The organism is Cyclobacteriaceae bacterium (genome assembly GCA_025808415.1).
In the GTDB taxonomy this organism is placed as follows: Bacteria; Bacteroidota; Bacteroidia; order Cytophagales; family Cyclobacteriaceae; genus UBA2336.
The window spans coordinates 3,083,378-3,098,391 of record CP075525.1; the positions used below are offsets into that span (position 1 = coordinate 3,083,378).

Annotated in this window: 15 protein-coding genes; 9 read left to right on the forward strand and 6 right to left on the reverse strand. The window is 44.6% G+C overall.

The features are described 5' to 3' along the window. Window positions 1–318 (forward strand): 2Fe-2S iron-sulfur cluster binding domain-containing protein, encoded by a 318-nt coding sequence (locus tag KIT51_13705; protein UYN85915.1) that lies wholly within the window; start codon window positions 1–3, stop codon window positions 316–318. Here the strand turns inward: KIT51_13705 and KIT51_13710 are convergent. Genes KIT51_13710 through KIT51_13725 form a run of 4 tightly spaced genes read right to left on the reverse strand, consistent with a single transcriptional unit; the run spans window position 315 to window position 4,292 of the window. Then, window positions 315–1,193 (reverse strand): hypothetical protein, encoded by an 879-nt coding sequence (locus KIT51_13710; GenBank protein ID UYN85916.1) that lies wholly within the window; start codon window positions 1,191–1,193, stop codon window positions 315–317. The genes KIT51_13705 and KIT51_13710 overlap by 4 nt on opposite strands. 7 nt (window positions 1,194–1,200) lie before the next feature. Next, window positions 1,201–2,502: an amino acid permease gene (locus KIT51_13715; GenBank protein UYN85917.1), complete on the reverse strand. Its 1,302-nt coding sequence runs from the start codon at window positions 2,500–2,502 to the stop codon at window positions 1,201–1,203. Beyond that, complete coding sequence (fdhD, locus tag KIT51_13720; protein UYN85918.1) at window positions 2,499–3,338, reverse strand: formate dehydrogenase accessory sulfurtransferase FdhD; 840 nt, start codon at window positions 3,336–3,338, stop codon at window positions 2,499–2,501. Before fdhD ends, KIT51_13715 begins: the two co-directional genes overlap by 4 nt. Window positions 3,339–3,344: 6 nt before the next feature. Then, window positions 3,345–4,292 (reverse strand): alpha/beta fold hydrolase, encoded by a 948-nt coding sequence (locus tag KIT51_13725; protein UYN85919.1) that lies wholly within the window; start codon window positions 4,290–4,292, stop codon window positions 3,345–3,347. Between the two features lie 86 nt (window positions 4,293–4,378). Here KIT51_13725 and KIT51_13730 point away from each other — a divergent pair, with 86 nt between their 5' ends. After that, window positions 4,379–4,555, forward strand: coding sequence for a hypothetical protein (locus tag KIT51_13730; GenBank protein ID UYN85920.1), 177 nt, complete (start codon window positions 4,379–4,381; stop codon window positions 4,553–4,555). After that, window positions 4,552–5,028: a hypothetical protein gene (locus KIT51_13735; GenBank protein UYN85921.1), complete on the forward strand. Its 477-nt coding sequence runs from the start codon at window positions 4,552–4,554 to the stop codon at window positions 5,026–5,028. The genes KIT51_13730 and KIT51_13735 overlap by 4 nt, the downstream gene beginning before the upstream one ends. A gap of 2 nt (window positions 5,029–5,030) precedes the next feature. On the opposite strand, the gene KIT51_13740 is transcribed toward KIT51_13735, so the two are convergent. After that, the gene (locus KIT51_13740) at window positions 5,031–6,707 is read right to left on the reverse strand and encodes a formate--tetrahydrofolate ligase (GenBank protein UYN85922.1); all 1,677 of its coding nucleotides are present in this window, start codon (window positions 6,705–6,707) and stop codon (window positions 5,031–5,033) included. A 77-nt stretch (window positions 6,708–6,784) separates the two neighbouring features. Between KIT51_13740 and KIT51_13745 the strand changes: the two genes are divergently transcribed. From KIT51_13745 to KIT51_13760, 4 genes are all read left to right on the forward strand, one after another. Beyond that, window positions 6,785–7,507, forward strand: a complete 723-nt coding sequence (locus tag KIT51_13745; GenBank protein UYN85923.1) for a methyltransferase — start codon at window positions 6,785–6,787, stop codon at window positions 7,505–7,507. Window positions 7,508–7,575: 68 nt separating this feature from the next. After that, window positions 7,576–9,804, forward strand: a complete 2,229-nt coding sequence (locus KIT51_13750; GenBank protein ID UYN85924.1) for a carbohydrate binding family 9 domain-containing protein — start codon at window positions 7,576–7,578, stop codon at window positions 9,802–9,804. A 112-nt stretch (window positions 9,805–9,916) separates the two neighbouring features. Then, a complete protein-coding gene (locus KIT51_13755; protein UYN85925.1) occupies window positions 9,917–10,498 on the forward strand; it encodes a YceI family protein in 582 nt (193 codons plus the stop codon). A 54-nt stretch (window positions 10,499–10,552) separates the two neighbouring features. After that, window positions 10,553–10,999, forward strand: a complete 447-nt coding sequence (locus tag KIT51_13760) for a MarR family transcriptional regulator (GenBank protein UYN85926.1) — start codon at window positions 10,553–10,555, stop codon at window positions 10,997–10,999. Window positions 11,000–11,036: 37 nt separating this feature from the next. Here the strand turns inward: KIT51_13760 and KIT51_13765 are convergent, their stop codons facing one another. Then, window positions 11,037–12,758 (reverse strand): M3 family oligoendopeptidase, encoded by a 1,722-nt coding sequence (locus KIT51_13765; GenBank protein UYN85927.1) that lies wholly within the window; start codon window positions 12,756–12,758, stop codon window positions 11,037–11,039. Window positions 12,759–12,864: 106 nt separating this feature from the next. On the opposite strand from KIT51_13765, the gene KIT51_13770 reads away from it, so the two are divergent. Next, entirely contained in the window at window positions 12,865–13,989 is a 1,125-nt protein-coding gene (locus tag KIT51_13770; protein ID UYN85928.1) for a hypothetical protein, read from the forward strand. Window positions 13,990–14,017: 28 nt separating this feature from the next. Then, on the forward strand, window positions 14,018–15,004 hold the full coding sequence (locus KIT51_13775) for an SMP-30/gluconolactonase/LRE family protein (protein UYN85929.1): 987 nt from the start codon (window positions 14,018–14,020) through the stop codon (window positions 15,002–15,004). Window positions 15,005–15,014 lie beyond the last annotated feature (10 nt).

Below are 15,014 nucleotides of genomic sequence, written 5' to 3' on the forward strand. Positions count from 1 at the left end.
ATGCCCATTATCCGCTATCAAGGTGAAATCTTAGAATGCAAACCTGGCGCAACCCTGCGTGACACAATCCTGAAATATGGCCTTACCGTTCATAACAGAAATGCCCGCTACATAAACTGCAGGGGAATTGGAACCTGCGGAACGTGTGCTGTAAAAATTACCGGAAACATAAATCCGTTAACACGAAAGGAAAAGTGGCGCTTGAATTTTCCACCGCATAAACTAACCAACGGTTTGCGCCTGGCCTGCCAGGTAAAGGTTATGGATGATATTGAAGTACAGAAATTTGATGGTTTTTGGGGTGAGGAATCATTTTAAACTTCTCTTTTCAAAGGTCGTGTAAGGCAAGTTGGGCCTCCCCCTCCCTTCACGCTTATTTCATTTCCGGCATATTCATGAACAATACAACCCGCTGCCAGCAATTTCTGTTTTGTAACAGGATTACCCGAAACCATAATACATTCCCGTGGGGCAATGGCCAGTACATTACAGGCCATTGAATCCCATTCGCTATCGGGCACTTCAACCAACTCATAACCACGTTGAATCAAACCGTTGCGGAATGAAACAGGCATAAGTGGAGAGTAAACAACGGCTAGGTTCTTATCAACCGGGCTGAATACCGACATCAGGTGAAATACATCCGAAGGGCCTTTGTAATGCGGCATGTGCACTACCCAAATGGTTACGCCACGGGGTTCAAGTAATTGCTTGATCTGCCGGATACCTTCATCATTGGTTCGATAAGTATGGCCTACCGCCAACGTGTGTTGGTCAATCCAGGCTACATCACCACCTTCAACCGTTCCGGGAGGTTGTATTATCCCAAGGATAGGAATATTTAATTTTTCAAATGCCCATTGCTCGGCTGCCGGCTCATGCTTGCGGGCTGGCTTTCCCATGTTGCAGATAATCATCCCAAAATCTGTTGCAATGGCTGCATCGCGACAATAGATAGAATCGAGGGTTACTTGGTTATGAAGCGGTAAATAATTCAATTCTGCACCCGAGCTTTTGAGCAGGCCCTGAAACTTATTGAATTCCGAAACTGCTTTTGGGAAATCGGGGCGTGATAGAAAATTCAGTTGTTGCCATTGTTCATCAATCGTGGCATCGTTTACAAAGGCATCTTCTGGTCGCTTGATAAAAACTGACCTGAGTTTTCCGTACTCCGATTGATGGGTGACCTTCATTCTGCGCTCAATCCTTTTTCATCAACATAATGGCATAAAAGGGCAGGCCACCCATCAGTAATATAAAACCCCAAAACACGGTTTCCTCACCCGAACCGATTACAGCCCACATGGAATAAATGAATGCCATGGCCGCAACACCATACCGTGTAGTGTTTTGCTTTGTTATTCCGTTAAGCCTACTTTCCATGAGCACGTAAGAAATGGTGGAGAAAAGGTAAGCCAACAAGGTAGTTAACGTTGACAGGAGAATGATGAACTTATACGTATCGGCCAGGCTTCTGCTAAAGTTCATACTCATCATCAACGAAACCAACACGCTTGAAGCAATAAGTCCGACTGCCGGTGTTCCGCTTTTGTTTTCTTTTGCAAAAAATTTTGGAAACAACTTGTCGCGGGCCGCAGCCAAAGGCATTTGCCCTTGAATAAGTATCCAGCCATTAAGCGCGCCAAACGTTGAAATTACCGCACCCCCGGCTACCAGGTAACGACCGCTCTCACCAAAGATAGAAGCTGCAGCATCAGCAAACGGAGCTGACGAAGCATGTAGCGAAGCTGGTGGAATAAGTCCCATAACCGCAACCGTGCTGACAATGTAAATAACCGTTGTTAGACCGGTGCCGATAATGGTGGCTTTGGGAATAGTTTTTTCAGGATCTTTTACACTTCCGGATGGTATGGTGGCACACTCTAGTCCTAAAAAAGCAAACAAAGTTAACGTGGTTACGCTGGTTATGGCCGATAAATCGGATTGCATGCTTACGTTAAACGGAAAAAAATTATCCGTCTTTATAAAGATGAGACCTGCTATGGTAATAACAACCAACGGTGCAATTTTCAATACAGTGGTAACAACCTGCACGATACCGGCTGCTTTTACTCCGCGGGTATTGATCCACGTTAAAAACCATATTGCAGTAAGTCCAGTAAGTACAGCCAGCATAGGATTATGGCCCATCGCAGGAATAAATGTGGTGAGGTAACTCACAAACGCTACGGCAATGGCAGCATTGGTACACCAAACCGAAATCCAGTATCCCCAGGCCACCAGAAAGGCAGCAAACGGGCCAAGCCCATCACGCGTAAAGGCATACGGACCACCGGTAGCGTTAGGATTTATTTTGCTCAGCCAGCCAAAAACCAAAGCCAGGCACATGGCACCCGCTCCGGAAATCAGCCAACCAATTATGCTTATGCCACCATAAATACCAAGTGTGGCCGGCAGCATGAACAAGGCCGAAGCGATCATGTTGCCCATTACCAGCGAAGTGCTGGTCCATAACCCGATTTGTTTCGAAGCATTCGTCATGCGGTTATCCGTTGCTGCCCGGAATAAATATTAAATCTGTTATCACGAACAAATCCCAATAACGTAATACCGGAGTCAATTGCCAATTCAACCGCTAAACTGGATGGGGCGCCTACTGAAACTAACACAGGAATTCCAGCCATGGCAGCTTTTTGAACCAGTTCAAAACTTGCACGGCCACTCACCAACAATATAGAATTGTATAGTGGTATTTCATTCTTCACCAACATGGCACCAACAACTTTATCCAGTGCATTATGCCGGCCAACATCTTCGCGTAACAAAACGAGACTTCCTTCGCGACCGAACAATCCTGAGGCATGCAGTCCTCCCGTGTACTCAAACACATGCTGGCTCTTTCTCAACGATTGTGGAAGCTCGCATATAATTTCAGGTGATAGCATCCATTGCACGGGAATTACCGGACATAGTTGTGAAACCGCATTAATAGAGGATTTTCCACATACACCGCAACTGGATGTGGTATAAAAATTCCGTTGCAGTTTTTCAAAATCGATTATTACCTCGGGCTTGACCTCAACCCGCACCACGTTCTCTTTTTCTTCTGCACGACCAACATCCTCACAATATTTTATACTTTCTACCTGATCGAACGATTGAATGATCCCTTCTGTAAAAAGAAAGCCCAGCGCCAATTCAAAATCGTGGCCGGGCGTTCGCATGGTTACCGATAAACTTTTTTGTTGGCGTGCAGTTAATTGACCGTAACCTAAACGAATTTCAAGTGGTTCCTCGGTGGCTACGAGGTCAGAAACAAGCTCACGGTTATTCGCTGTAACCTTTATAATTTCAACCGGACGAACAGCATGCGCCATGTATTTTTATTTAACGGACCGGATAAACTCAACCAAGGCAGGAATCAGTGCAGAAGATAATGGCTTTTCAGCTTGTGAATATACAGCAATATTGGCCATGCGCTCCTCAGGTGCATCGCGAAGTACATGGTTCATGCCTTCAATAAGTAAGAACCGTGCATCCGGACGGGCATCTTTTAGACGCTCAGCATCCTTTACGGCTACCTGTATATCTGTACTCCCCTGCACAATCATACAAGGCATGTTCAAACCCTTTAGCAGTTTAGCCGGGTCATACTTCAGCCATGAAATCATATAGGGTTGGATGCCGGCACGATAAAGTGGTTGTAGGAGCGGATTGATTTGTTTTACCTCAAAACCTGCTTTTAGCGAGTCTAATATGCTTTCATTGTCACGCACCAGTTGCTCAGGGTTAAACGGGTTCGATTTGATCTGCTCCTTTAATATCTCGTCAATTGGCCGGCCGGCTCCTGCCAGTGAGATGAACCCATTCGCCCTGGCCGATTGAGCCGCCAGCATACCCAGCAAAGATCCTTCACTATGACCGAGCACAATGATATTTTTAAAGCGCTTATCGGATTTAAAAATCCTGATCCAATCCGCTGCATCCGATGAAAAGTCTTCAATAACCAACGCATCTTCGCGGTTGGTTTTCATGGTGCTTTTTCCAACGCCACGTTTATCATAACGAAAGGAAGCAATTCCTTGCTGGGCAAGACCCTCCGCCAGCAGTTTCAAATAGTCTGATTTTAATTGCCGGTTATTACCGTCACGATCGGTGGGGCCCGATCCGGCAATAATTAATACCAACGGAACTTTGCCCTTTTTCACATCAGGATATAACAGGGTACCCTGAAGTATTCGTATGCCGGTAGAGTCGGTATAGGTATACTCACCAGGCTGAGCAGTAACCGTAATGGAAAGAACAAAAAGACTATATAAAAGATACCTCATCCAATTAAAAAGTAGATGCAAAAGCATAATTGTTAAAGTTAAGGTTAACCGTCAAAATCATCTACTATAAATTACTAAATTTGATTATGAAAGTCAGGAAACTAACGATTGAACAGGAACAGCAAGAAAAAGAAGAATACTTTCGTAGCCTATCCGGTGAAGAACGTCTGAGGATGATGCGTATTTTGAACGACCGCTTACGCAAGCCCGGAGTTGATTATGAGCTCCGAAACAAAAAAGTAAAGGTGACCCGATTATCGTGAGCATCTTCAGTGAATACCATCTTGAATTTTTAAAAGCCCTCATTAAGCATGGTGTTAAGTTTCTTATTATTGGAGGACAGGCTGCTATTTACTACGGTGTAAGAAGAAATACCGGTGATCTAGACATACTTGTTGAACCTACCCGGAAAAATGGAGAGAAACTTCTCTTGGCCTTTCAGGAAATGAAATTGGTAGTCGAAGATGTTAAGCCTGAAGAATTTGAACAGCAGTTATTTCTTGGGCTCGGCTTTGAACCTGATGCAGTAGATATTTTATCCATGACTCCGGGTGTTAATTTTGATAGTGCGTTTCGGCAATCTAGTGTAATTGAAGATAGTCATGTAAAGCTTCACATCATCTCGCTTGATGATTTGATAAAAAACAAAGAGGCTTTAAATCGTGAAGGTGAGAAAAAACTGCTCGATCAGTATGATGTCGCTGTACTCAGAAAAATCAACCAACAACAAAAGTAATTTTACGACAATCCACTAATCCTTCCCTCATTGTCAATATCCATTCCTAGCGCTGCGGGTACATTTGGTAAGCCCGGCATACGAAGAATATCACCGGTAATCGGGATTACAAAGCCTGCCCCGGCAGCTACTTCAATTTCGCGTACGGTAACAATGAAGTCCTTCGGCCGGCCTAATTTTTTTGCATCGTCCGAAAAACTGTTTTGTGTTTTGGCAATGCATACCGGCATACCGCTTAGCCCGATACGTTCTATCTTCTTTAAATTTTGTTTGGCCTTTGGTAAAAACTCAACATCCCTGGCTCCGTAAATTTTAACGGCCACCGTACGTACTTTTTCTTCTACTGTATCCTTCCAATCGTAAACCGGCCAGTATTTGCCATGAAAGGTATCGGCCGCTTCGGCCACCTTGTTCGCCAGTTCAACCATTCCCGCTCCACCTTTCTCCCATCCTTCCGATAAAGCAATATCAACACCTAATGATTCGCACTTATTGATAACCCAGTTCAATTCTTCTACACTGTCCGTAATAAATTTATTGAGTGAGATCACCGCAGGCACTCCAAAAATTTTGGTGTTCTCAATATGCTTTTCCAGGTTGGCAAAGCCGGCCTCAAGGGCCTTAAGGTTTGGTTTTGTCAGTTCTTCACGCTTAACCCCACCATGATATTTCAATGCCCTGATGGTGGCTACCAAAACCATAGCATGGGGTGAGTAGTCGCCATAGCCGCAAACAATATCAATAAATTTCTCGGCACCCAAATCCGAACCGAAGCCTGCTTCGGTAATTACGTAGTCCGATAAGCTCATGCCCATGCGTGTAGCAATGATGGAGTTGGCGCCCTGTGCAATGTTTCCAAAGGGGCCACCATGAATAATGGCCGGGTTACCTTCCAGGGTTTGTACCAAATTTGGTTTGATTGCATCTTTCAGCAACAAGGCAACAGCACCCTGCGCGTTCAGGTCGCGGGCAAACACAGCCTTTTGGTCATAAGTATCGCCAACATATATGTTCCCGATTTTTTTCTTGAGGTCATCCATGTCTTTGGCTAAGCAAAGTATGGCCATAATCTCAGAGGCTGCTGTAATATTGAAACCGGTCTCGCGGATCATGCCTCCGTTCTTTCCACCCAAACCGGTAATCATGTTGCGCAAGGCCCGGTCGTTCATGTCCATCACACGCTTCCACTCCACCGTTCGCGGATCAATGCCCAATCCTCCTCCTGGTTTTTGAATATCATTGTCAATCAGTGCAGCCAACAGGTTGTTGGCCTTTTCAACGGCAGCAAAGTCGCCCGTAAAATGCAGGTTGATATCTTCCATCGGAACAACCTGTGAGTATCCTCCACCCGCGGCACCACCTTTCATGCCGAATACAGGCCCAAGCGATGGTTCGCGAAGCACTACCGTGGTTTTCTTACCGATTTTATTCATGCCTTCACAAAGCCCGATGGAGGTGGTGGTTTTTCCTTCACCGGCAGGTGTGGGTGTCATGGCCGTAACCAGTATGAGCTTGCTTTTCTTTAACCGGGTATTGTCAATAAGCTTTAACGGAAGCTTGGCTTTATAATTACCATACAGTTCCAGATCAGCTTCTTCGATAGTCAGTTTTTTGGCAATCTGGCGGATGGGTTGCAGTGATGCTGCCTGGGCAATTTCAAGATCGGACTTAAAGGTCATAGCGTTGGAATTAAACCTATCGAAAGTTAAAACTATTTACTTTGTAACCTAATGATCTCCATCAGCATGTACCTGCCATGAGAAGAATTAAAAGCGATCAATTCCATTTCAAGCAATTCTCCGTTACCCACAAGCGAAGCAGCATGAAAGTAGGCACCGATGGGGTATTGCTTGGGGCGTGGGTAAATGTTACCCATGTTAAATCGGTATTGGATATTGGCACCGGCTCTGGTGTAATCGCCTTGATGATCGCCCAACGATCAGGGGCAAGCCACATTGACGCGGTTGAACTGGACATGGATGCCGCGGAAGATGCACGTGAAAATTTTAAACAAGCTCCCTGGGCCGAAAGGCTTCACCTGTACCACTGCCCAGTGCAACTTTTTCAAACAAAAAAAAAGTATGACCTGATTGTTTCCAACCCGCCCTACTTCAGCAACAGTTATAAGCCGGAAAATGAAAACCGAATGGTTGCGCGGCATACCGAAAGCTTATCGTTTCAGGATTTGCTGGAGGCAGCAAACAAATGGCTTAACCCGGCCGGCAGGCTTGCGGTTATTCTTCCCGCTGCTGAAGGCAAGCTTTTCAAAACTTGGGCACAAGCGGCAGGTATGGTTTGCATTCGGGAATGGACTTTTCAAACCCGAAGGAATAAACCGGTTGAACGCCAACTTATGGAGTTCGCCCGAATGCATAAAACCATTGAACACGGTAAAATTCTTCTTTACGAACATGATTCAGGCGAAACCTGGGCAACTGATTACATAAACCTAACCCGTGACTTTTATCTCAAATCTTAAAAAATCCACTCATCCCAACCCCATTTGTAAGGCACGCCATTTCAAATTATCCTTGCAGGTCTGATTATATGGTGCGCATCCTTTTCCTCCTTGTACTGCTTGCTTTCATAAAGAATGGCATCGCCCAAGGCTTAAAAATCAAAAAAGCAAAATCAACCATCGTACTGGACGGAGTAATGGACGAACCTGACTGGTTGGAGGCCGATGTTGCCAATAACTTCCGGCAGTTCTTTCCAAGTGATACTACCTTGGCCAAGAGCCAAAGCCAGGTACGGATGACCTACGATGATAAATTCATCTACCTGATTGCGCGCATGGAGAACATCAAGAAAGACAGGCGCTATGTAACCCCTTCCTTGCGCAGGGATTTCCGGGGCGAAGGCAACGATGGCATAACCGTAGTGCTCGATCCCTTCAGCGACCGAACCAATGGTTTCATGTTTGGGGTAAACCCGTTTGGCGTTCAGCGCGAAGGGCTAATTGCAAACGGAGGCTCTGGGCCATCAGACCTCTCCTTGATTTGGGACAACAAATGGTATTCAAGCGTAAAGACATACGAAGGTTACTGGATTGCTGAAATGGCTATCCCGTTTAAATCCATCCGCTTTAAAGAAGGCCTCACCACCTGGAATATTAACTTTTACCGGATTGACAGCGAATATGCCGAGCGATCAACCTGGTCGCCTGTGCCACAAAACTTTGATATTATAACCATGGCGTTCAACCGGCAACTTATCTGGGACGAGCCGTTGAAAAATCCCGGAACAAACGTATCGGTTATTCCATATTTCCTGGCGGGTGGCACAAAAAATTTTGTTGAGGGAAGCCCTACTGATAAAAATGCCGAGGCCGGATTTGATGCAAAGATTGGGATAAGTTCAGCCCTTAATCTCGATGTTACCGTTAACCCCGACTTTTCGCAAGTTGAAGTAGATGCCCAGGTTACCAACCTCGACCGGTTTGAGATTTTCTTTCCGGAACAACGCCAGTTCTTTTTGGAAAATGCCGATTTGTTTGCCGACTTTGGTGTGGAAGGTACCCGCCCATTCTTCTCACGAAGGATTGGAATAGCACGTGATGAATCCACCGGGCAAAACATTCAAAACCAGATTTATGGCGGGGTGAGGCTAAGCGGAAAAATCGACAACAACTGGCGCATTGGGTTTTTGGATATGCAAACCGGTGAAGACCCAAAAATAAATTTACCATCCACCAATTACATGGTGGCTTCATTGCAACGCAAAGTTTTTGCACGATCCAATATTGGTATTATCGCCATTAACAAACAAGCCTTTCAGGATTCCATACAAGGTGAGTTCACCTTCAACCCGGCCAAGTACAATAGGCTTTTGGGCATCGATTATAACCTGGCGAGCAAAAACAATGTATGGAACGGAAAGTTTTTCTACCACCATTCGTTCGATCAACAGAAACTTGATTCAGCTTTTGCCACCGGGGGTTTTATCACCTACAGTACTTTAAAATGGACGATAAATTTATTCACCCGAAGTGTGGGGGCCAATTACAACCCGGAGGTTGGTTTTGCCAGGCGAAGGGACATCCAGCAGGTGGCGTACACGCAATGGTATAATTTCTATCCAAAAGGATCCATTATTCAAAGCCACGGCCCCGGAATTGATTTTGATATTCTGCGCAACCAAACCTACGGGCTGTTGGATTGGGATGCCAACCTGATGTACCGTTTCAGGTTTAGGAACACCGCCAATGGAAATATACGCTTGCGGAAAGAATACACCTACCTGTTTAGCCCGTTTGATCCCAGTGGCACGAATGGACAAAAGCTCGCAGCCGGAACCGCCTACCATCAATACCTGGTCGTGGCTAACTTCAATTCCGATGCGCGCAGGGCCGTATTCACGAACCTTTCGTCACGCATCGGGGAATATTTTAATGGTACCCGCATAAACCTGAGCGGCTCGCTCACCTACCGGTATATACCGTGGGGCTTTGCCTCGTTAAACTTTACCATAAACCGCATACGGTTGCCCGAGCCCTACAACGATGCAAACCTGCTGCTTATAGGTCCGCGATTTGACCTCACGCTTTCGCGCAGTGTATTCTTCACCACCTTTGTGCAATACAACAATCAGATCAACAACCTGAACATCAACTCCCGCCTGCAGTGGCGATTCAAACCGGTATCCGACATTTTTCTGGTGTACACCGATAATTACGTTACCGAAGCCTTTACCGATACCGAAGGGCGTTTCTTTGCCCAAGGGCAACCCCGCCTGCGTGGCGTGGTGCTTAAACTAAACTATTGGCTAAATATTTGATTTTCTTTTAACCTGTAAATCAGTGGTTTACAAAATAAAAAATAGATGTTTAAACATTTATTTAAAGAATTGTGTTATGTTCGCATTAACCCTAAAAACTAATAACACGATAATGAAAAAAATGTATTTCGCTTTGGTTGCGCTGTTGGTAAGTGGCAGTGCAATCGCCCAATCCACCTGGAAGATTGACAATGTTCATTCAAAAATCGGTTTCAGCGTATCGCATATGGTAGTAGCTGAAACAGAAGGTTCGTTCAAGGATTACTCCGGTTCTGTTGTTTCCAAAGCAGCTGATTTTGCGGGTGCAGAAGTTACCTTTTCGGCTAAAGTTGCCTCAATCAACACCGATAACGAAAAACGCGATGGCCACTTAAAATCAGCCGACTTTTTTGATGCCGAAAAATTCCCTGAGATAACATTTAAAGGAACCCTGGTAAAGGACGGAACCAAGTATAAGTTAAAAGGTGACTTTACCATGAAAGGCGTAACCAAAAAAATTGAGTTTGATGTAATCTATGGCGGCACCATTAATACAGGCCGTGGTGAAAAAGCTGGCTTTAAGGTTTCCGGAATTATCAACCGTCAGGATTATGGCGTTAACTGGGCCAATAAATTGGCAAGTGGCGAAATGGTTGTTGGCGACAATGTGAGTTTGAACATTAAGATTGAGCTGGATAAAGTTCCGAACAGCTAATCATGACCGTTTACCGGATGTCCCGTTAACCCGGGACATCCATTTTTTTCTTCTATGAAAATCGAAGACGAAATAAAGCAGCCCAGGTTCATCAGTGCTCACCAAAAAGCTGTTATTAACCTCATTTTTACCTCAAACTGGTTAATAAACCAACAGCAAAATCATTTCAAGCCCTTTGGTATTACAGGCCAGCAGTTTAATGTGCTGCGGATTTTAAAAGGGCAACACCCCAAAAGCATTTCGGCCAAAGAAATCAAGTCGCGTATGTTGGATAAAAACTCCGATATATCCCGTTTGCTGGACCGGTTGATTTCTAAAAATCTTATTGAAAAGAAATCTTGCCCAAAAGACAAACGGGCAACCGATGTGTTCATTACTGAAAACGGTCTCTCACTTTTAAAAGAAATCAGCCGCAAACAAAAAGATATTGACCAGGTATTAACACTTACCGATTCGGAAGCTGAACAATTGAGTAACTTATTGGATAAAAGCAGGGGCTAATAACTACCTGCATGTTATTGCCATAAATTCTATCCCGCTATACTTTCTGAAGTTCTGCTTTAACAAATCCCATCAGTTCACGGATGTAGGTTAATGAAAAATCAAACCGAATACCGGCAGCTTCGTATACTTCCGGAATGGATTTCATATAGCCCAACTTAAGCGCATTCATATAACCCTGTAATCCTTTCTGCTTATTTTTTTTGTAGTTACGCCAAATGGCTACCGCACCCAATTGCGCCATACCATATTCTATATAGTAAAAGGGAACTTCGTATAAATGCAATTGCTTTTGCCAGAGGTAGTCCTTTGCAATCTCTTCACCGGTCCAGTCGGTTATGGAATCGGAAAATTGAGTAAGAATTTTATTCCAGCTCGCCCTCCTCTCCTCTACTGAGTGATTGGGATTTTCATAAATCCAATGCTGAAACTTATCGATGGTTGCCACCCACGGCAGCGTTTCGATGATATCTTCCAGATGCTCGCGTTTAGCACGCTTCAAGGATTCAGCATCCGGAAAGAAAATATCCCATTCGTCCATGGAAATAAGTTCCATCGACATAGAAGCTAATTCAGCTACTTCGGATGGAGTTGATTTAAAATCGTTTAACTCTAGTTCACGGGTTAAGAAATTATGCACGGCATGGCCGCCTTCGTGCATTAAGGTTACCATATCGCGCAAGGTTGAGGTAGCATTCATAAAAATAAATGGAACACCAATTTCGGCCAATGGGTAATTATATCCCCCAGGGGCTTTCCCTTTGCGTGATTCCAGGTCCAGGTGCCCCATTTCTTTCATAATGGAGAGGCATTGTCCCAGGTAGGGGTCAATGCGATGAAAACATTCAATGGTTTTTTCAGTAAGGTCATGACCATCATTAAACGCCTTTAGCGGATCGCGTCCTTCCGGATCAACTGCTTTATCCCATGGTTTTAATGACGCTACACCAAGTGATTCTTTTCGTTCACGTATAAGGTCATTCAACATGGGCACTACTTCAGAAGCAACAGAATCATGAAAGTTGAAACAATCCTGCGGGGTGTAATCGAAACGCCCCATGGCTTTGAACATGTAATCGCGAAAGTTGGCAAAGCCGGCATTCACCGCAACCTGATGGCGCAAGGCTATTAGCCTGGTAAAAAGCTGGTCCAGTGTTTCTTTATCCTGCAATCTTCTGGCAGTGATTTTATGATATACCTCTTCGCGTTCCGCACGGTCGGTCGACATTAATTTTACAGCTGCTTGCTGAAGGGTAAGCTCTTGGCCCTTAAACTCAACCATCATTGCGCCTGAAAGTTGGTTGTACTTTTGTTGCTCCAGGCTGATTTCGGTGAACACGGGAATATTCTCCTCGCGAAACAATTCAATATCCTTCTTCAGGCTACGGACCATGATGTTGTAGCCAGGCTCTCGCTCCAGTTCTTTGAGGAATGTTGACGCCTCTGCCTTTCGGTTAAGCTGATCCGATACCGGGGCTATTTGAGGTTGTATGTTCTCGACAAAATACTGATAGCTTTTGCTATAGTCCTCGTTTTCGGTAAAACGTGTCATGTTAATATAACGCCAGGCAAAATCTTCCGCAATTACAGCCTCCAGTTCGCTCCGGTCTGTAAACCAGGTACGCAAATCACTTATGGATTGTATGTTCCTGTTCAACAGGCTATCGAACCAGGGTTTAAGCTCCAGCCAATCCGTTAGCCTAAATGTATCGGGTAAAAATTTACGTGCAGGCCGTTCAATTTTTTCTAAAGCATTCATTTATGAGCATAGTTAAATTAGTACCTTGAGCGGAATGCAAAAATAAAATCATTTGTGACATTGAAGCTCATAATCGCGTTAAATCGCTAAAGAACCATCAACCGCCTTGTCCATCGAGTTAAAAATCATATCCACCAAAAAGGAACTAAAAGAATATATTTTCTTACCGGAGCGGCTTTATAAAAACGATAAGCGATGGGTACCCCCAATTTATACCGATGAATGGGCCTTTCATGATCCCGCAAAAAACAAAGCCCTCCAATATTGCCATGTTATTCGGGTACTTGCATTTCGTGAAAAGACCGTTGTGGGCCGTATTATGGGTATTATCCACCACCGCTATAACGAATTGCACAATGAAAAAACAGTGCGCTTTTATAACCTCGACTGCCTGAATGAACCAGAGGTTGCTCATGCCCTGATAGCCTATATCGAAAACTGGGGCCGCACCAACGGCATGAATAAAATCACTGGCCCCTTTGGCTTTTCGGATAAGGATCCGCAGGGGTTTCAAATTGAAGGTCTTGAGTTCTTGCCTGTACTTGCCACGCCTACAAACCCACCTTACCTGCCTGCAATTGTAGCCCAGCTTGGCTATGAAAAAGAAGTGGATTGTGTATCGTACCAAATGGACATCCCGAAAAAAATTCCGGCTACCCATTTAGAAATCTATAACCGAATGACCAGTCGCTCTACGTTAAAAGTGATTGAGTTTACCTCGAAACGAGGGCTTAAACCATACATCCTTCCTGTTCTTCGATTAGTAAATGAAGCCTATGCCCCAATCTTTGGCTTTACACCCATGAGTGAAGAAGAAATGAAAAAATTTGCTGCGCAATATTTGCCCATTTTGGATCCGGAGTTTGTAAAAGTAGTTGTTGAGGATACCGGAAGGTTAATTGCCTTTGTAGTGGCTATGCCGGAGATGAGCAAAGGAATTCAAAAAGCAAAGGGCAGGCTTTTTCCGATTGGCTTTCTGTTTATTTTACGGGCGATGCGAAAAACAAAACAGCTTAACCTTTTACTCGGTGCTGTGAAGGAAGGTTATCGCAGAACCGGTGTTAGTGTACTGCTGGGAAAGGCGTTGCTTGAAACCGCGCAACAAAAAGGGTTTGAAATTATGGACAGCCACCTGATACTGGAAACCAATTTGCCCATGCGCGGGGAATGTGAGAAATTAAACGGACGGCTTTGTAAGCGTTACCGGATTTTCAGAAAATATTTGTCTTAGTTTTGTCAGGCATCAAAACCATTCATTTATGCGAATACTCTTTTTATCAGTTTTATCGCTATTGGTTGGCTGTTCCCAGCAAACCAAAAAAACAATTGGCTCCGTTGAGCGCCTTAACAGCGCTTTGGATAATATAATCCAAATGGATTCGCCCATTGAAATACTGGGCGAAGGGTTTGAGTGGAGTGAAGGGCCGGTATGGGTAGAGGCAGAAAGCATGCTGCTCTTCTCGGATGTGCCAAAAAATACGATCTATAAATGGACCGAAGCGAAGGGCATAGAAACGTACCTTATTCCTTCGGGCTTTACAGGAACAAAAACCGAAAGCAAAGAACCCGGTTCGAACGGCTTGCTGCTGGACGGAAATGGCCGGCTTGTACTATGCCAGCATGGCAACCGACAAATGGCCTACATGAATGCACCGCTCTCCAACCCAAAACCTGACTTTACTCCATTAGCCAATCGCTACGATGGCAAGAAATTCAATAGTCCTAACGATGCCGCATTCCGGGGTAACGATCTGTTCTTTACCGACCCGCCTTATGGATTACCGAAACAAGCCAGTGACCCTGAAAAAGAAATCCCGTTTCAGGGAGTTTATAAAGTAAGCCCGACTGGAGAAGTAACCTTGGTGATCGATTCATTGACCCGGCCGAACGGCATTGCTTTTTTTTCCGATAACTCAACATTTATCGTAGCAAATTCCGATCCCAACAAAGCTATTTGGTATAAGTATAGCTTAGGTGAAAATGATTCCATTATTCATGCCTCCGTATTTTATGATGCTACGGCAAACACTAAAACAGAACCCGGCTTACCCGATGGGCTAAAAATTGATATGCATGGAAATGTGTTTGCCACCGGCCCGGGTGGAGTATGGATTTTTAGTACAGGTGGAAAAGTACTGGGCAAAATAAAATTACCCGTACCGACAGCTAACTGCGCATTAACGCCCGATGAAAAAACACTTTACATAACCGCAGATAAGTATTTATTGCGTGTCAAATTACGGTAACCATTAACCT